Below are 16,779 nucleotides of genomic sequence, written 5' to 3'. Positions count from 1 at the left end.
GGTGGCCCGCCCGATGGCCGGGCTGGAGGCCAGGATGCGGGCCGATCTCTACCAGAGGCTGCAGCGCCTGCCGGTCTCCTTCCACGACCGCTGGGCCCCGGCACCACACCATCCGGTAAGCGAAGTAAGAGAGAAACCATGAGCATGACCGACCGCGAACCGCAGGCCCTCGATGCCCTCGACGACGCGGGACGAAAGGTGCTGTTCACCGAGGCCCGCACCGCGAACACCTTCGCCTCGGTGGCCGTTGCCGACGACGAACTCGCCATGATCTGGGAGCTCGCCCGCTGGTCCCCGAGCGCCGCCAACGGCCAGCCTCTGCGCGTGCTCTTTGTGCGCACCCGCGAAGGCAAGGAGCGACTGGTCCGGCATCTCGACGAGGGCAACAGGGCCAAGACGCTTAGTGCGCCGGCCGTGGCCATCCTGGCGTACGACGTTGACTTCCACGAGCAGATGCCGACGGTCTTCCCGGCCCGCGGCGACATGCTGCGAGCGGCGTTCGCCGACCAGATCGACGCGCGCGAGAGCATCGCGGCCTACAACTCGGCACTGCAGACCGGGGTCTTCCTGCTCGCGGTCCGTGCGGCGGGGCTCGCGGCCGGTCCCATGGCGGGCTTCGACAAGACCGGCGTGGACGGCGAGTTCTTCGCCGGTACCAGCTGGCGCTCGCATCTGGTGGTCAACATCGGTCACCCCGGTGCCGACTCGTGGTTCCCGCGGCTGCCCCGCGTGCCCGTCGAGGACGCCGTCGCCTATGCCTGAGGGCACTGCCGCCGCCTGGTAGCAGGCGGTCGCGGCGGGGTGACCAGGAGCCGGGTGACGCGGCGCGGGGACAGGGCGGTGTGGTCGGCCTCGACGCGGCCCTGGTTGATGTAGCGGATCAGGAGGTTGGCGCTGCCGGTGTAGCCCATCTCCTTGATCTCGTGCAGGAGATGGGTGACGGGGGTCGGCTGGGTCCTCGGCCCGGTGTCGGCGCAGGTGCTCGCGGTAGGGATCGACCAGGGTGGGCCGGTAGTTCGGGGCCCGGACCAGGCGTTCGGGCTCTTCGTGGCAGGTGTAGCGCTTGACGGTGCTCAGGGCCAGACTCAGTCGCCGCGAGCATTCCAGCTGGCTGACCCCTGCATCGCGCAGCTCGTGACCAGGCCGTGCCAGAGGTGCCGTCTGCGACCTGCACAATCGCCGGATCGGCGTCGGTGACGGCCTGAGTCGGGTAGGACCTCTATCCGCTCGCCGTCTGGGCGTCGGTCACGATGCTGGCGTAGCGGGGGCCCCTGCCGAGGGCGAACTCGTCGATGCCGATTATCTGCGGGACCCCGCGGTCAGGAACGGAGACACGCATCAGGCAGTTCAGCACGGTCGCCCAGGACAACGCGTGGTGCAGGAAGGAGAGAAGACGAGCTCCGACCGAGCCCGCCAACGCGACGGCGACGGCGGCGACCACTTGCCGCAGCGGCGGGGTGCGCCGTTGGTAACGCTCCGTCAGTCCCTCGATCTGCTCGACGAACGTCGCCTTCGGGCAGTCCGGGTTCTCGCAGTACAGGCGCCGCACAGATAAGTCGATCACCACCGGGCGGCCGCCCACCGCCTCGTCCGCGACGTGCCGCACGTATCGGGAGTGCACCCAATCTGACACCTGCCCGCACCCCGGACACGCTTTGGGCACGTCATCCTCACTGAGCCGAAGAGCGCTGATCGCTTCAACGCATCCTCAATAGACCTTCAGCAGCAGGAGGGCGGTGTCGTCGGCACGGTCACCTGACGGCTGGGCGTGAGCGAGAAGTGTGTCGGCGATGTCGTCGAGCGGACCGGTGGCTTTGGAGAGGACTGTCGCGAGGTCGGTTAGGGCGGTTTCGTAGTCGGTGCCGGGGGTTTCGATGAGTCCGTCGGTGTAGAGGGCCAGGAGCGTGCCGGGAGGCAGAGGGATCTCGGAGGTGGGGTACTCCGCCGTGGGGTCGACGCCCAGCAGAGGGCCTGGCGGTGCCGCCAGGATGTCGGTGTGCAGGTCGGGGTGGCGCACCAGGGGCGGGCAGTGGCCCGCGGTGGCGACCTGGGCGCGGTGGTGGACGCGGTCGATGTGCACGTACAGGCAGCTGGTGAGCAGGCCGGGGTCAAGGTCGTTCAACAAGTGGTTGGTACGGGCGAGGACTTCGCCTGAGGTGGCGCCGGCGACGGCATAGGCGTGGACCGCGGTGCGGACCTGGCCCATGAGGCCGGCGGCGCTGACACTGTGGCCCTGGACGTCGCCGATGACGGCGGCTGCCTCGCTGTCCGACAGGCGGATGAGGTCGTAGAAGTCGCCGCCGACTTCCATGCCGTGGCTGGCGGGTAGATAGCGGGCGGCCGCCTCCAGGCCGGGCATCGCCCGCAGAGTAGGGGGCAGCAGGCTGGCCTGAAGGCCCTCCGCCAGCTCGTGCGTGGCGTCATACTGCCGGGCGCGGTCCAAGGCCTGGGAGATCAGGGCGCTGATGGCGGTCAGCGTGGTGCGCTCCTGCAACGTGAAGGAACGGGGTCGCCGGTAGCCGACCCAGCAGACGCCGACGAACTGCTGGGAGGCCAAGAGTGGCAGCCATGCCCATGCGCCCAGACCGTCGTCGATGGAGGCGCTCTCGGGATACGCCGCACGCAGCTCGTTCCGGTCGGCGAAGAAGGACGGCACCCCTTGGGCGAGCCCCCAGGACGGTGCGTCGCTGGTCAGCCCGGGGAGCGGGAGGTCGGAGGCGAGGGGGCGTGGTCGACGAGGTCGACCAGCTCCGGACTGACGCCGTGGTGGCCGACGACCCGCACCCGGCCGGCCTCCGCGACCAGCAAGGCGAAGGCGTCTGCGTTCAGGGCGACCAGAAGGTGGCCGGCAACCAGCTCCACGACCTCGTCGACGGACGCCGCCGCGGCCAGGCCGCCGGAGAGCTGCATCATGTGGTACTGGGCTTCCAGGCCGGCAGGGCCGGCCGCCGCCCCGGTACCGGGGGCCAGTTCATCAGGGCTGTGGGCAGCGTCGGCAGGAGCGGAGATGCGCACGCTCACAGCGGTGCTGTCCGGGTAGAGCTGGAGCAGCAGCTCTCTGCCGGTGCGGGGCTGTTTCACCGTGTAGGACGTCGGGAGCTGGCTTGCGAGTGCGGCCTGGTACCGCAGTCGGTAAGGCGCGGGAACCAGCCACGGCACGGCTTCCCACACCTGGGCACCCAGCAGGTGCGGGATGCTCTCGCCCAGCAGGTCGGCCGCAGTGTGGTCGACGAAGGCGATCCGCCCCCGCGCGTCGAGCCGGCACGCCCCTTCGGGAAGAGCGGCTATGCAGTCCGCTGCGGCCTGAGCCTGTGCCGAGGGATGCGCGAGCGTCGGCGGCAGCAGACGCGCCGTGAGCCCGGGCTGCAAGCGGTGCCCTGCCTCGGCGGCGTCCTGCAGGAGCAAGGCGATGCAGCGGGCTGCGGTGGTGAACCGGCCCCGTGAGTGCGCGTCCAGGGCGGGCGATCTCTGAGAGAACAGCACCAGCATGGCGCCCCACACGCGGGCGCCGGCCACGAGCGGGGCCGCCGCAACGGCGCCCACGAACGGGAAGGTCAGGGCCAGGCGGGGATAGCGGCGGGCGAACTCTTCGCCGGACTCGACCCACACCACATGACGCTGGAGTATCGCTTCGGCAAGGGGGCCGTCGGCTACGTCAGCCACCCGTATGCGTCGCAGCAGACTGCCGAATCCCGTGGGCATACCGAGGCTCGCGTCCAGGACCAGGACTTCGCCGCCGGGCTCGAGCAGAAAGAGCGCCCCCGCATACACCCCCATGCCGACCACCGTCCGGGCCACTACCTGATCCAGCAGATCCCGGACGGCAGCGGGTTGCAGGTCCTCGCCGCTGGCCATCCGCTGCGCTCTTTTCGCGGAGTCGTGTGCCTATCTGCATGATAGGCGGGTCGATGCAAGCCCGCTGCGAAGCCGTGGCCGGTCGGGAGGTACCCGCCTCGTCGTGCGGTGCGGATGGCATGGCGGTCTTGTCAGGGAGGGTGTCGTACGGGGTGGCGCCGTCGGCGAGGACCACGAAGAGGGATACCTCATAGCCGTCGGCGATCCAGTCAGCGTGCCGCCAGACGCCGGGATAGGCGCTGAAGTAGGCGTCGCGGTAGCGCATGCCTTCGGGATCCGTACCACAGTTTGCAACGATTGCCGACGCCCCGTGCGAGTCGGCGCGGCGTTCGCTGGGTCGCTGCGATGTCCCTCCCGCTGGGTCAAGCGCCGCGTCGCTGGTCGTCACTGTCCTGGCGCAACTGGGCGGCGTGCCGAGTGAGAGCGTCCACGCGCGCGGCCACCTCCGGATGCCCCGGCTGCAGATGGATCTGGGCGGCCGCGAGGGGGGCCATCAATCGAGCAGCGTCGTGGTGGGCGAGGGCCTTGTCGATGGCGGTGACGGCGGAGCGGGCGGCGGGGGGAAGGTCGCTCAGCGCGGTGACGGCAGCGGCCAGGCGGCGCAGGTCGGCGGCGTTGTCGCGCGCCCAGGCGGTGACGGTGCGGTCGGCGGCGCGGCGGTCGCGGGTGGCCTTCACCCGCTCCTCCCCGGTGCTGCCCGCTGCCCCCGGCTGCAGGCGCAGGTAGCGGCGCTCGGCAGCCTGGCGACTGGCGACTCCGAGAGGACCTGCCAGGTCGGCCCAGCTGGCGCCGGCGGCGCGGGCGGTCTCGATCAGGCCCCTCTCCCAGCCGGCGAGCTGTTCGCGCACCTCCCGCAGCAGCATCAGTGAGGCCAGCGCCTGTTCCGGGTCGCCACCTGACAAGGGTGCCGGCGTCGTATCCGCGGCGCGGGCCGCCCGCAGAGCCTCGTCGATGGCCGCCAGAGCGGCTGCGGCGGCCAGGAGCGGTACGGCTCCATCGTCGCCTGCGGCCATCGACGGGGAGGGCTCGGTGGCGTCCATGAGGCAGGCACTCTCCTTCCGCGTCATCCGTGCGACGACTCGCTATTTGTCATCGCTTGGATGACATGATACAAGGGAAGACAGGTGAAGCGCATTGGCAGCCACTGCCCGAACGCTTGGAGGTGTTTCACGATGTTGATGCGCACCGACCCGTTCCGTGAGCTGGACCGCCTGACCCAGCAGCTGCTGGGGACGTCCGGCACCTGGTCGAGGCCCTCGACGATGCCGATGGACGCCTATCGCGAAGGCGATCACTACGTGATCTCCCTCGATCTTCCCGGCGTATCGCCGGAGGCGATCGACATCGACGTCGAACGCAACATGCTCACGGTCAAGGCCGAACGCCGTCCCGCCGCCAAGGCCGACGACGTGCAGATGGAGCTGTCCGAACGGCCCCTGGGTGTCTTCTCCCGGCAGCTCATGCTCGCCGACACGCTGGACACCGACCGCATCGAGGCCGACTACGACGCAGGGGTGCTGACCCTGCGCATCCCGATCGCGGAGCGGGCCAAGCCCCGCAAGATCGCCATCACATCCACCGGCGACCGCAAGCAGATCAGCGGCTGAGCCCTGAGCCGGGCACCAGTCCCCGGCATACGCAGCAAGCGGCGGAGGACGGGCAGCCGTTCCCCTCCCTCCCTGGCCCCGTCCTCCGCGCGACCGAAGGGGGAACACCGTGGCCGTGCGACCGGAGGCGTTCCTGGCACGCGTGCAGGAACGCGGCGAATACTCCACACCGCACGAGGCGGACCGGGTGGCACGCGTCGTGCTGGCCCTGCTGGGCGCACACGTGGTCGGCGAGGATCGCGCTGAACTCGCCGCCCGGCTGCCGGAGACCTACTCACTCATTCTGCTCAATCCGTTGCAGGCCGCCGAGCCGCTGGACGCCGAGCGGTTCGTGCGGGCCACCGCCGCCTGGATCGAAGGCGCTACCGAACAGACCGCACGCTGGGACGTCGGCGCCGTCCTCAGCGTGGCCGCCGAGGAGGCCGGACCCGACCTCCTGCGACGGCTCCTGCTGCAACTGCCCCCGGGCTACGACCTGCTGTTCGGCCACCTCGAGCCGGCCTGACCCCCGCGACCGTGGGGCGGGACACGCTGCTCCCGCCCCACACCACAACAAAAAAGGAAAGGCACACCGATGTCCCCGCAGCCCCAAGCGGACCTCCGTACACCGGCGATGACGTTCGACGCGATGGTCGAGCACGTACGCTACGAGGGCGCCTACCCCACCGGCGAACGGGCCGAGCAGGCCGTCCGGGATGTGCTGGCCGGACTCGGCCGGCAGGTGACCGGCGACGAGCGCGCTGCCCTGGCCGCCCGGCTTCCCGTCGAGGCCGCGCTTGAGCTCACCGCCCAGATCCCCCGCACCGAACCGCTCACCGGCTTCGGCTTCGTCAGCGACCTGGCCACCCGCACCGGCGGCACGCTCGCCACCGCACGCTGGGACGCCGGGACCGTCTTTGCGGTACTCAGTCGCCTGGCCGGGGAGGACCTCGTCAACCGCGTTCTCGCACAACTGCCCACCGGGTACGCCCTGCTTTTCGGCCGGCCCGAATTGGCGCCGACCGGATGACGGTGGCGCGCTCGGTCATCGACTGACGGTTCACCCCTCGGCGCGCAACACACTCGGTCTGAGCCCGGTGCCCCTGGGTGGGAGAGCGCCAGGAGCCGCTTGCGGACAGCCCGGACCGCAAAGCGACAGCCACGGTACCTACCCCGAGCCGGGCAATTCCGCGCTGAAGGCCTGCACCACGGCTTGCGGGAGCGAGTCGAGCAAGAGCGGCGGGACGGACCGCGGCAGCTGCAGCGATCATGATGGTGCCGGCTGGTCGTCGGGAGATGCGGGAATGGGTTGTTCGGCCCAGATCGTCTTGCCGTTGTCGTTGCAACGGCAGCCCCAGCGCGCGGTGAGCTGGGCGATCAGGAACAGGCCGCGTCCTCCTTCGTCGGTGGTGCGGGCATGCCGCAGTCGGGGCTGGGTGCTGCTGGAGTCGGTGACTTCGCACACCAGGACGTCGTGGCGGATCAGCCGCAGGTGCACCGGTGGGTGGGCGTAGCGGATGGCGTTGGTCACCAGCTCACTGACGATGAGTTCGGTGGGCAGGAGGAGGTCGTCCGGTCCCCAGGTGTGCAGCTGGCGAGCTGTCGTTTCCCGGGCTGTGGAGACGGCGGACGGGTCGGCCGGGAACTCCCAGTCAGCGGTGTGCCCGGGTGGGACGGCGCGGGTGCGGGCCAGCAGCAGGGCCGCGTCGTCACGTGGTGCCTGGTCTGCCAGTTCGGTGAGCAGGGACCGGCCGGTGTCCTTCAGGGCGCGATCCGGCCGGCAGGCTGTGGCGAGGGCGTCGGTCAGGCGCTGCAGGATGTCGCTGCCGCCCCGTTCGATCAGGCCGTTGCTGTAGAGCGCGAGGACGCTGCCCGGATCCAAATTGATCGTGGTGCTCTCATACGGTATGCCGCCGACGGCCAGGGGCGGTCCCGGGCAGATCCCGACGACCTCGGTGGTCCCGTCGGGCTTCACCACGATGGGCGGCGGGTGCCCGGCACTGGCGATGGTGCAGCTTTGGCTGATCGGGTCGTAGAGCGCCTACAGGCATGTGCCGCCGACGATGTCGTGATCGCCGGGCGGGGCTTCGGCCGCGAGGCGCTGGACCAGGTCCGCCATGCGGGCGAGCAGCTCGTCCGGTTCGAGCTCCAGGTCGGCGAGGGTCTGGATGGCGGTGCGCAGGCGACCCATGGTGGCGGTTGCGGGTATCCCGTGGCCGACCACGTCTCCGGCGACAAGGGCCACCCGCAATGAGGGCAGGGCGATGGCGTCGAACCAGTCGCCGCCGATCCCCGGTCCGCCGCCTGCGGGCAGGTGGATGCCCGCAGTCTCGGCCGCCGCGGTGTCGGTGGTGGCCGGGGGGAGAAGGCGTTGCTGCAGCGCCACGGCCGCACGGTGCTCGCGCGTATAGCGGCGGGTGTTGTCGATGGCCAGTGCCCCCTGGGAGGCTATCTGCCGCAGGAGATCGGCCTCGTCGTCGGTGAAGGGGGCGGATCGGCCGGTGCGCCAGACCGAAATGTCGCCGAGCGTGAGACCGCGGGTGTGCAGCGGGGCCACCATCACCGAATGGCAGCCCTGCGGGACGAGGAACTCGATCAGGCGCGGTTCGCCGATCGCCGCAGCGTAGTCCTCGAGGCTGAGGGTGAGCGTCTCGCCGTGCCGGAAACTGCGCCACAGGGGGTGGTCGGGCAGGGGCGGGACGAGGCCGCCGGGCTTGATTCCGGCCGGCCAGAGTGCGCCGGCCGGGGCCATGGCGGCGTTGCGGAGATGAAGATCTCCACCACCCGGCCGGCCGGGCGGTTCCTCTCCTTCGAACACCGCCTGGGCCAGGTCGACGGCGACGAGATCGCCGATGGCGGGGACGAGGACATTGGCCAGCTCCTGCGCGGTGCGCACGACGTTCAACGACCTCCCGACGTGCTCGGCCACCTCACGGGTGAGGTCCAGATGACGGCGGGCGCGCAGCTGGTCGCTGTCATCGACGTACAGGGCCGCGACCCCTGTGGGCTGGCCTTGTGCGTTCTCCAGACGGAAAGCCGACAGCGACAGGACCTGCTGGCACGCGGGATCGTGCCGCCACCTGACGCGCTGAATCCTGCGGACCACCGGGACGCGCGTGGCCAGGACCCGGCGCAGTACGGCCTCGAGGTCCTCGGCGTCCTGGGTGCACAGCATGTCGCCCAGCCGGCTGCCCGGGCATGCCCGGCGGCCGTTGACGGTGCCGGGCATGGAGTTCGTCCGCACAAGGGTCAGCTCCGTGTCGTGCAGGGCGACCATGATGCGGTTCTGGGCGGCCAGCGCACGCAGCAGCGCTGCGCCCTGCTCGTGGCTGGCGACGTGATGTGCAGGCGCTGCGAGGACGAGGACGTCGTGCGAGCCGTTCACCTTCGTGGCCCGGAAGGTGACATCGATGGTGTTGCCGCACCGGTGCCGCAGCCGTACCCGGCCGGACTGCGGCTTGTGGAGCGGCCGGCGCAGTTCCTCCGGCAGATCGGCCACGAGTTCGTGCACGGAGCGCCCGCACACTTCCTCGGCGGTGAACCCCGTCAGATCCCTGGCTGTCCCGGTCCACTGCATGACCGTGCCTCCGTCGTCGAGCACGACGGCTGCCAGGCCGTCGAAGGCGTACGGCGTGTCGCTGTAGCCGGCATCGCAGCCGCTCGTCGTCGCTCGGGGGGTGCTTGCCGGGTGGGAGCCGTTGGCATCATCCATATCCATTTTTTCAAATCCTTTCTGCGCCTGGGGTGCAGGGGACCGGGCGCCCTCCGTGGGAGGCTGGGTGATCACGACCGGTCATCGCCGGGTCGGCAGCACCTCGCGGGGCGTGGACGGCAGGTCCTGTTCGGCCCAGACAACCTTGCCGTCCGTTGCGGAACGGGAACCCCATCTGCGGGACAGCTGAGCGACGAGGAACAGGCCGCGGCCGTTCTCGTCCAGGGCGCGGGGATGCCGCGGCCGCGGGTGACTGGCGCTGGCGTCGGAGACTTCGCACGTCAAGACCTGGTGCTGGATGAGCCGTAGACGGCTGGGCCCCTCCCCGTAGCGGAGGGCGTTGGTGACCAGTTCACTGACGATGAGTTCCACCGCAGGCACGAGGCGTTCCAGCCCCCATGCGTTGAGCTGACCGGCGGCCAGGTTCCGTGCCACGCGGACGGCGGCCGGCTCGCTGCGCAGGTCCCAAGAGGCGGCTTGGGCTGGTTGCAGTTCGCGGGTTCGGGCCAGCAGCAAGGTGACGTCGTCGGCCGGTGCCTGGACCGGCAGGGTCGCGATCACTTCGGAGCACAGCTCCTCCAGCGACCGGCCCGGCCGTGCGAGGGTGGCGGCCAGGCGGTGGAGGCCGACGTCGATGTCGTCGTTGCGGGACTCGACCACACCGTCGGTGTAGAACCCGAGCAGACTTCCCTCGGGCAGGACCAGTTCCACGGACTCGAAGGGAACCAGCCCGAGGCCGAGGCCGAGCGGGGCTCCGGCCGGCAGGTCGGGAAAGCTCACCCGGCCCAGCGGATCGATGATCACGGGCGGAGGATGCCCGGCCCGCGCCATCATGCACCGCCTGGTGACCGGGTCGTAGACCGCATACAGACAGGTGGCACCGATCGGAACCTGGTCCGGGGCGTCGGCGTTCTCCTCGTTCACCCGCCGGACCGTGTCATCGAGGTGTGCCAGCAGTTCATGGGGAGGCAGATCCATGTCCGCGAGGGTGTGGACGGCGGTGCGCAACCGGCCCATCGCCGCCGCGGCGTTGATGCCGTGTCCGATCACATCGCCGACGACGAGGGCCACCCGGGCGCCGGACAGCTCGATCACGTCGAACCAGTCACCCCCCACGCCGTGGTCCGTGTCGGCCGGCAGGTAGCGCGAGGCCACCTCGATGGCGGTGCCACCTCGCACACGGTGGGGGGTCGGCCGCGCATGCTGATGCCGGCCTCACGCAGGAGCCGATTCGAACGCCGTCGGGGCCGTGACCCGGCAGGCGCTCGTCCGCGCCGCCCGGAAGGTCCTGGCCGAGTCCGGCGGCACCAGCGCCGGCATTCGGGTCATCGCGGAGCGCGCGGACGTGGGCTTCGGCTCCTTCTGCAACCACTTCACCTGCAGACCGGACCTCTTCGAAGCGGCAGTGGCCGATGCGCCGGAGGAGTACGCCGAAGCCATCGACGAAGGCTTGCGTGGCGTCGACGATCCCGCCGAGCGCTTCGCCGGGGGTGTGCGGCTCAGCGCACGTATGGCCGGGTCACGTCCGGAGATCACGCGGACCCTGCGCCACGGCAAGCTCGGCCGTATTTGCGCCGGCCACGGCCTGGCTCCAGGCGCGAAGCGCGAGCGATGTGGCGCACGGTATGGCCTCGGGCCGCTTCGCAGTGGTCGAACCGGTCATCGCCTTGACCGCGCTGAACGGCAGCGCGCCGGCGCTTTTGGAGCTGCGGTTCAACCGGCCCGAGGCCGACCGGGATCAGGCCGCAGGCACATTGGCCGTGATGCTGTCGCACATGCTCGGCCTCCCCGCGGATGAGGCCCGCGACTGACCCGGCGCCCCCTTCCCGCCGCAACCGGGAAAGGAGCGCGGTAGCCCACGGTCCGCCGACACCGACCGCGCGCACGGTTTCCCTTGGACCGAGCGGCACGTGAGGGGGCCTCCGTCGTTCCTGCCGTGGTGTTGCCGCCCCGCGGCCCTACAGGTGGATGGGCAGGTGACGCGGTCCGCGGAGCATGGCGTTCTGCCGGTACGGGGGCGGGTCCTGGACCAGGCGTGCCGTGGCGAGGTGCGGGATCAGCGCGCCGAGCGCGGCCTGGGCCTCGAGGCGGGCCAGCGGGCCGCCGAAGCACAGGTGGATACCGCTGCCGAAGCCGAAGTGCTCGTTGTCCGGGCGGGCGGGATCGAACCGGTCGGGCTCGGGGAACCGCTTCGGGTCGCGGCTGCCCGAGGCCAGCACCAGTATGACGGACGAGCCTTCGGGGATCGCCGTGCCGGCGACGTCGATGTCGGCGAGAGGGATCCGCTCACGCATGTGGACCGGGGGTTCGTAGCGCAGGAGTTCCTCCACCGCTCGCGGCAGCAGGCCGGGTTCGCGGCGCAGCCGGTCCAGCTGGTCGGGTTGGCGCAGCAGGGTGAGGACGCCGTTGGCGATCAGATTGACCGTGGTTTCGTGTCCGGCGATGAACAGCAGGACAGCGGTTTCGGCCAGTTCCTCGACGGTGAGCCGCAGGGCGGGGTCCGGTTCGTTGATGAAGGCGGAGAGCATGTCGTCGCCGGGGTGGCCACGGCGCTGTTCGGCGAGGTTCACCAGGTATCCACCCATTTCCTGCCGGGCTTGGATGCCCGCCTTGTCCCGCTGGGTGGTGTCCTCTTCGGGTCCGATGTCAGCGGACGCGACGATGACGTCGGTCCATGCCTGGAACATCGGCTCGTCCTCACGCGGGATCCCCATCAGCCGGCAGATGACGGTGATGGGCAGGGGATAGGCGAAGTCGTCGACGACGTCGAACTGCTCGCGGTCCCGTAGCGCCACCATGAGTTCCTCGGTGATGTGGGCGAGCTCCCCGCGCATGGCATCGACCCGCCCCGGGCTGTGCGGCGGGCCGAACGGCCGCATGGCCAGGGTGCGCAGCCTGTGGTGCTCAGGGTCGTCGAGCCGCAGGAACGGCGGTTTGTGTGCCGTCTCGCCGCGGGGGCGTGGATCGGCGCTCATGCGCGGGTCGTGGAGCAGGGCGGCGATGTCGTGGTAGGTGCCGATCAGATAGCTGCCGTCGCCTTGCCGCACCACGGGGCCGGCCTCGCGGAGTTCCGCGTACAGAGGGTAGGGGTTGGGGCGACTGGCGTAGTCGGTGATCCGTGCCAGCAAGGTGTCGGAGTCCATGGTGGCTCCTCGTGGTCGGGCGGGAGGTGGATCAGCCGGTGGGCTGCACCATGGTCAGCCGGCGGTCGGGCAAGTAGCCGGTGAGCGCCACGGTGGGGCCGTGGGACAGTCCCTTGGGGTCCGGCACGTCGGACGGGATCGGGATGTCCGCCGCGATCGCGCGGTCCGCCGCGCCGGGCGGGGGCGGGAACGGGGCAGCCGTCTCGATCAGGTGCTGGTAGTACGGGAGCGACTTGGCCATGTCGACGGTGACCGCGGCGGTGACCCGTCCCTGGTAGCCGTAGACCATGGCCAGACGGCGTGCCTCCAAAGAGCCCTGGGCGATGACGACGTGGTCGGAGTAGCTGGGCACGCCCACGGACTTGATGTTGAGTCCGAACTGGGTGGACCAGAACGTCGGGACGGCCAGGTGCGGGCGCCGCAGGGGTCCCGGATTGACCATGTTGTGGGCCGCCACTTCGGCCTGTGCGACCGCGTTGCCCCAGTGCTCCAGGGAAAGCATCTGGTACCCGAACAGCGGGTGGGGGAACCGGGAGACGTCGCCGGCCACGAAGATGTCGTCGGTGACGATTCCGTACATGGTGAAGGCGCGGCACCCGGCGTCGCAGGCGATCCCGCGGGGGCCTGCGGCCAGGCCGGAGTCCGCCAGCCACTCGACGTTACGGATCGCCCCCAGTGCCGCGACGCACAGGTCGGCGTCGACGCGGCTGCCGTCCGACAGGTCCGCACCGGTGAAGCGGCCGTTCCCGCGCAGGGCGGTGACAGTCACCCCGGTGCGCAGGTCGACGCCGTGATTGCGGTGCATGACGGCCGCGAGCTTCGACAGGGTGCCGCCGAGCGCGCCCACCAGGGGGGCGGGACCGCGTTCGGTGACCGTGACCTCCAGTCCCCGCTCCCGGCAGGCGGACGCGATTTCCGAACCGGTGAAACCGCCGCCGATCACCAGCACCCGCTCCGGACGGCCGGCCAGCCGGTCGGCCAGTGCTGCGGCGTCGCCGCAGGTACGCAGGGTGAGCACCCCGTCCAGGGCCGCTTCCTCTGGGTTGGGCCAGGGCCGCGCGCGGGTGCCGGTGGCGATCAGAAGCCGGTCGTATGGCAGGGACTCGCCGTCGGCCAGTGTGACGCGTTTCCCCATGACGTCCAGGCCTGTCGCGCGGACTCCCAGCCGCCAGTCGGCGTCCGGGTCCCGGCGCATGGGCAGCTCGGTGGTGTCCGCCGTTGCCTGGCCGAGCAGTACCTGCTTGGACAGCGGAGGCCGGTCGTAGGGCGGGTAGGGCTCGTCTCCGACCACGGTCAGTGAGCCGGTGAAGCCCTCGTCTCGTAGTGCCTCCGCAGCCCTCAGACCGGCCAGCGATGCACCGACGATGACGATACGGCCGTCCTTGAGGTCGTCACCGGGCACTGGCGCTCACCTGCTCACCGAGGAGGATGGCCTGGACCGGGCATGCCGCCGCGGCCTGGCGCACGCGTTCAACCTGGTCATCGGGCACGGCCGTGGCGTACAGCAGTCCCTCCTCCCCATGCAGCTGGAAAACCGCCGGCGCGAGGAACACGCACTGCGCGTAGCCCTGGCAGCGGGTGAGGTCGACAACGGTCCGCATGCTCACCACTTCCTCCGTTGTCACCCCCCTCACATCCAGCATGGAGGCAGAGCCGCAGGCCCGCACGTCCACGCAGGGTACGGTGGGCCGGCCCCGTGCACGGCCCGGGTCAGCCGAGGGCGCGGTCGAGGTTGAAGGCAGCGCTGATCAGGGCGAGGTGGGTGAACGCCTGCGGGAAGTTGCCCAGTTGTTGTCCGGTGTGGCTGATCTCCTCGGCGAACAGGCCGAGGTGGTTGGCGTAGGTGAGCATCTTCTCGAAGGCCAGGCGCGCGTCGTCCAGTCGGCCGGCGCGGGTGAGAGCCTCTACGTACCAGAACGAGCAGATGGAAAAGGTGCCTTCGTCGCCTTCCAGACCGTCGGGGCTCGCTGTGGGGTCGTAGCGCCAGACCAGGGAGTCGGAGACGAGTTCGTGGCCGAGGGCATCGAGTGTGGACAGCCACAGGGGGTCGTTGGGAGCGATGAAATTGGTCAGCGGCAACATCAGCGCCGCGGCGTCCAGCACGTCGCCGCCCTCGTACTGGGCGAACGCCTGCCGGGCGGGCGACCAGCCCTGGTCCAGAATGCGCCAGTAGATCGTGTCCCGAACCGGGCCCCAGCGGATGAGCTCGGCGGGCAGGCCGCGGTGCCAGGCGATGCGGATGGCGCGGTCGATGGCCACCCAGCACATGAGACGGGAGTAGAGGAACTTCTTGCGGCCGCCGCGGGTCTCCCATACGCCCTCGTCCGGCTGGTCCCAGTGCTCGCAGACCCAGTTCACCAGCCCGCACACTGCGCGCCATTGGCCGCTGGTAAGGGACCGGCACCACTTGTCGTACAGGTACACGGAGTCGAGCAGGGCGCCGTAGATGTCGAGCTGCAGCTGGGTGACGGCATCGTTGCCGACCCGCACAGGCGCCGAACCCCGGTAGCCCTCCAGGTGGAGGAGCTCGTGTTCGGGCAGTTCGGAGCGTCCGTCGATGCCGTACATGATCTGCAGCGGTCCTGAGGGTCCCTGGCGCTGGTCGATGTGGTGCATGAGGAAGTCCATGAACGCCTCGGCCTCCTCGGCGAAGCCGAGCCTGAGCAGCCCGTAGACGGCGAATGCGGAGTCGCGCACCCACGCATAGCGGTAGTCCCAGTTCCGGCCACCGCCGATCTGCTCGGGCAGGCTGGTGGTGGGGGCTGCCACGATCGCGCCGGTGGGGGCGTAGGTGAGCAGCTTGAGTGTGAGGGCGGAGCGGTGCACCATCTCCCGCCATCGGCCGCGGTAGCGGGACTGCTGCAGCCAGCCCCGCCAGAAGGCGACCGTGGCGGTGAACTCCTGCTCAGCCTCTGCCCCGGCGTGCGGGTCGCCGCGCGGAGGGGTATCGCCGCCGGCCTGGTCGAGGATGAAGACCGTCGTCTGCCCCTGGGAGAGTTCGAACTCCGTCCACACGTCGCTGCCGTCGTTGTGCAGCGGCACCGTGGCGGTCAGCGTCAGCGACAGCGCCTCGGAGATGAACAGGGCGGCTCGGGGGAGCATTTGCACGGTGTGCGGGTGGGCGCCGTAACCGAACCGGGGAGCCACCCGGGCCCGGAACGGGATCCTTCCTCGGACGCACACCACCCGTCGGATCAGCCTGTGGCGGGCGCACTGGCCGGTGTCCGCCACGGGCATGAAGTCCTGGATCTCTCCCAGCCCGTCCTCGGTGAAGAACCGGGTGATCAGCACATTGGTGTCCGGGAAGTAGAACTGTTTGGTGTCGGCCGGCACGACGGGGGACAGCTCGAACGCTCCACCCCGGTCCGCGTCCAGGATCGCGGCGAACACACTCGGGGAGTCGAAGGCGGGGCAGCAGTACCAGTCGATGGTCCCGTCGGTGCCCACCAGGGCGGCCGTGCGCAGGTCCCCGATCAAGCCATGGTCAGCGATCGGCAGGTACCGGACGGACCTGTGCTGGGTCATTGCTCCGCACATCGCAGCAGCCTCCCTTGCTCCTGCGTCTTCTTGACTTCTTCCCGATCGCAGGGGCATCAGACCGGCCCGACGGGGCGATCGCGGCCCTTCTTCCGCGCCTCGGTTCGCCTATGGCGGGCGTCGACGCCGCCCTGGCGATCATGAAGCAACCATTCAGTACACGCATGCAGGGGCCCGGCGTCCTCCTGGACGCCGGGCCCCGGGTTGTCGACCAACCCGGCCGACGTACGTCAGGCGAGGTCGGGAAGGGGGCGCCGGGTGATGTCGCGGGCCTCGTCGGCGGGCACGCCCAGCATGCGCAGGACCATCTCTGCCAGGTTCGAGGCGGCCTCGGCACCGTCGACGTCGGGCCGGGCCAGCCTCAGCGCCACCAGGGCGAGCAGGGTCCCGCCCACTGCCGACAACGCCATGGTCGGGTCGGCGCAGGTGAAGCGGCCCGAGGCCAAGCCGTGCTGGATGTCGCGCAGGGCTCGCGGGGCGAGGCCGCGCTCGGAGTGGATGTGGGCGAGCCCGTGGTCGTGCAGGATCCGCATGAGTTCGGGGTGGGAGTCCACCATCCGTCCCGTGAGCCGGAAGCCCGCCGAGACGAGTTCTGCCGGGTCGCCGATCCCCTGGACACGCTCGTCGATGACCTGCCCGAACTCCTCCAGAGCGTCCGAGACGGCGGCGTCGAACAGATCCGTCTTGGACTCGAAGTGGTTGTAGAAGGAGCCGAAACCGACGTCCGCGCGATCGGCGATCGTCTGGATGCTGGCGCTGGTGTCGCCGGTCTCCGCGAGGAGCTGGCGTGCCGCGCGGACCAGGGCGTGGCGGGTCTCGGCGCGGCGCCGCTCGAAGCGGTTCCCGGGCAGGGCTGACGTCGGCATACGGAGAGTGTAACAACCGTGGCGATGAGTCCCACATGTCTGATGTATTCATCAGTTCCTTGGCGTCACACTATTGACGA

15 protein-coding genes and 2 pseudogenes are annotated in these 16,779 nt (G+C 70.3%); 5 read left to right on the top strand and 12 right to left on the bottom strand.

Features of this window, described 5'->3' with window-relative positions; translation table 11 throughout:
- The first annotated feature begins 138 nt into the window (after positions 1-138).
- Positions 139-762: a malonic semialdehyde reductase gene (locus tag ACWDAS_RS23865; RefSeq protein WP_450394265.1), complete on the top strand. Its 624-nt coding sequence runs from the start codon at positions 139-141 to the stop codon at positions 760-762.
- Here the strand turns inward: ACWDAS_RS23865 and ACWDAS_RS23860 are convergent.
- From ACWDAS_RS23860 to ACWDAS_RS23840, 5 genes are all read right to left on the bottom strand, one after another.
- Positions 753-911, bottom strand: a complete 159-nt coding sequence (locus ACWDAS_RS23860) for a hypothetical protein (RefSeq protein WP_450394262.1) — start codon at positions 909-911, stop codon at positions 753-755. The two genes, ACWDAS_RS23865 and ACWDAS_RS23860, sit on opposite strands and share 10 nt — an antisense overlap.
- Positions 912-1,219: 308 nt before the next feature.
- Positions 1,220-1,663, bottom strand: coding sequence for a transposase family protein (locus ACWDAS_RS23855; RefSeq protein ID WP_450394259.1), 444 nt, complete (start codon positions 1,661-1,663; stop codon positions 1,220-1,222).
- Positions 1,664-1,708: 45 nt separating this feature from the next.
- Positions 1,709-2,656 carry a PP2C family protein-serine/threonine phosphatase gene (locus ACWDAS_RS23850; protein ID WP_450394256.1) on the bottom strand — a complete coding sequence of 316 codons (948 nt, stop codon included), beginning with the start codon at positions 2,654-2,656 and terminating at the stop codon, positions 1,709-1,711.
- 35 nt (positions 2,657-2,691) lie between these two features.
- Positions 2,692-3,855: a GAF domain-containing protein gene (locus ACWDAS_RS23845; RefSeq protein WP_450394254.1), complete on the bottom strand. Its 1,164-nt coding sequence runs from the start codon at positions 3,853-3,855 to the stop codon at positions 2,692-2,694.
- 362 nt (positions 3,856-4,217) lie between these two features.
- Positions 4,218-4,895, bottom strand: coding sequence for an HSP18 transcriptional regulator (locus ACWDAS_RS23840; RefSeq protein WP_450394251.1), 678 nt, complete (start codon positions 4,893-4,895; stop codon positions 4,218-4,220).
- Positions 4,896-5,027: 132 nt separating this feature from the next.
- Between ACWDAS_RS23840 and ACWDAS_RS23835 the strand changes: the two genes are divergently transcribed.
- The 3 genes from ACWDAS_RS23835 (at position 5,028) to ACWDAS_RS23825 (ending at position 6,471) form a co-directional block, all read left to right on the top strand.
- Positions 5,028-5,462, top strand: coding sequence for an Hsp20/alpha crystallin family protein (locus tag ACWDAS_RS23835; protein ID WP_450394248.1), 435 nt, complete (start codon positions 5,028-5,030; stop codon positions 5,460-5,462).
- A gap of 109 nt (positions 5,463-5,571) precedes the next feature.
- Positions 5,572-5,967, top strand: a complete 396-nt coding sequence (locus tag ACWDAS_RS23830; RefSeq protein ID WP_450394246.1) for a DUF2267 domain-containing protein — start codon at positions 5,572-5,574, stop codon at positions 5,965-5,967.
- A 69-nt stretch (positions 5,968-6,036) separates the two neighbouring features.
- Positions 6,037-6,471 (top strand): DUF2267 domain-containing protein, encoded by a 435-nt coding sequence (locus tag ACWDAS_RS23825; RefSeq protein ID WP_450394244.1) that lies wholly within the window; start codon positions 6,037-6,039, stop codon positions 6,469-6,471.
- Between the two features lie 237 nt (positions 6,472-6,708).
- Here the strand turns inward: ACWDAS_RS23825 and ACWDAS_RS23820 are convergent.
- Both ACWDAS_RS23820 and ACWDAS_RS23815 read right to left on the bottom strand, forming a co-directional pair.
- A pseudogene (locus ACWDAS_RS23820) lies at positions 6,709-9,153 on the bottom strand (SpoIIE family protein phosphatase).
- Positions 9,154-9,234: 81 nt separating this feature from the next.
- Positions 9,235-10,341: pseudogene (locus ACWDAS_RS23815) on the bottom strand (SpoIIE family protein phosphatase); the annotation flags it as partial.
- A gap of 224 nt (positions 10,342-10,565) precedes the next feature.
- Between ACWDAS_RS23815 and ACWDAS_RS23810 the strand changes: the two are divergent.
- A complete protein-coding gene (locus ACWDAS_RS23810) occupies positions 10,566-10,964 on the top strand; it encodes a hypothetical protein (protein WP_450394241.1) in 399 nt (132 codons plus the stop codon).
- Positions 10,965-11,111: 147 nt separating this feature from the next.
- Here the strand turns inward: ACWDAS_RS23810 and ACWDAS_RS23805 are convergent, their stop codons facing one another.
- From ACWDAS_RS23805 to ACWDAS_RS23785, 5 genes are all read right to left on the bottom strand, one after another.
- Positions 11,112-12,296 carry a cytochrome P450 gene (locus ACWDAS_RS23805; protein WP_450394239.1) on the bottom strand — a complete coding sequence of 395 codons (1,185 nt, stop codon included), beginning with the start codon at positions 12,294-12,296 and terminating at the stop codon, positions 11,112-11,114.
- Between the two features lie 31 nt (positions 12,297-12,327).
- Entirely contained in the window at positions 12,328-13,698 is a 1,371-nt protein-coding gene (locus ACWDAS_RS23800; protein ID WP_450394237.1) for an NAD(P)/FAD-dependent oxidoreductase, read from the bottom strand.
- Entirely contained in the window at positions 13,688-13,897 is a 210-nt protein-coding gene (locus ACWDAS_RS23795; protein ID WP_450394282.1) for a ferredoxin, read from the bottom strand. Before ACWDAS_RS23795 ends, ACWDAS_RS23800 begins: the two co-directional genes overlap by 11 nt.
- A 109-nt stretch (positions 13,898-14,006) precedes the next feature.
- On the bottom strand, positions 14,007-15,821 hold the full coding sequence (locus ACWDAS_RS23790; RefSeq protein ID WP_450394234.1) for a glycoside hydrolase family 15 protein: 1,815 nt from the start codon (positions 15,819-15,821) through the stop codon (positions 14,007-14,009).
- 242 nt (positions 15,822-16,063) lie between these two features.
- Positions 16,064-16,699: a TetR/AcrR family transcriptional regulator gene (locus tag ACWDAS_RS23785; protein ID WP_450394231.1), complete on the bottom strand. Its 636-nt coding sequence runs from the start codon at positions 16,697-16,699 to the stop codon at positions 16,064-16,066.
- Positions 16,700-16,779 lie beyond the last annotated feature (80 nt).

Source organism: Streptomyces sp. NPDC001070, from assembly GCF_053598835.1.
Note: the sequence above shows the minus strand (reverse complement) of the source record. Positions and strands in the feature narration are given on the sequence as shown.

Bases quoted from the DNA above. Each gene is read 5' to 3' on its own strand.
- ACWDAS_RS23790 (WP_450394234.1), bottom strand. From the start codon at position 15,821: ATGACCCAGCACAGGTCCGTCCGGTACCTGCCGATCGCTGACCATGGC.
- ACWDAS_RS23840 (WP_450394251.1), bottom strand. From the start codon at position 4,895: ATGGACGCCACCGAGCCCTCCCCGTCGATGGCCGCAGGCGACGATGGA.
- ACWDAS_RS23810 (WP_450394241.1), top strand. From the start codon at position 10,566: ATGCGCCGGAGGAGTACGCCGAAGCCATCGACGAAGGCTTGCGTGGCG.
- ACWDAS_RS23835 (WP_450394248.1), top strand. From the start codon at position 5,028: ATGTTGATGCGCACCGACCCGTTCCGTGAGCTGGACCGCCTGACCCAG.
- ACWDAS_RS23865 (WP_450394265.1), top strand. From the start codon at position 139: ATGAGCATGACCGACCGCGAACCGCAGGCCCTCGATGCCCTCGACGAC.
- ACWDAS_RS23825 (WP_450394244.1), top strand. From the start codon at position 6,037: ATGTCCCCGCAGCCCCAAGCGGACCTCCGTACACCGGCGATGACGTTC.
- ACWDAS_RS23795 (WP_450394282.1), bottom strand. From the start codon at position 13,897: ATGCGGACCGTTGTCGACCTCACCCGCTGCCAGGGCTACGCGCAGTGC.
- ACWDAS_RS23805 (WP_450394239.1), bottom strand. From the start codon at position 12,296: ATGGACTCCGACACCTTGCTGGCACGGATCACCGACTACGCCAGTCGC.
- ACWDAS_RS23785 (WP_450394231.1), bottom strand. From the start codon at position 16,699: ATGCCGACGTCAGCCCTGCCCGGGAACCGCTTCGAGCGGCGCCGCGCC.
- ACWDAS_RS23860 (WP_450394262.1), bottom strand. From the start codon at position 911: ATGGGCTACACCGGCAGCGCCAACCTCCTGATCCGCTACATCAACCAG.
- ACWDAS_RS23845 (WP_450394254.1), bottom strand. From the start codon at position 3,855: ATGGCCAGCGGCGAGGACCTGCAACCCGCTGCCGTCCGGGATCTGCTG.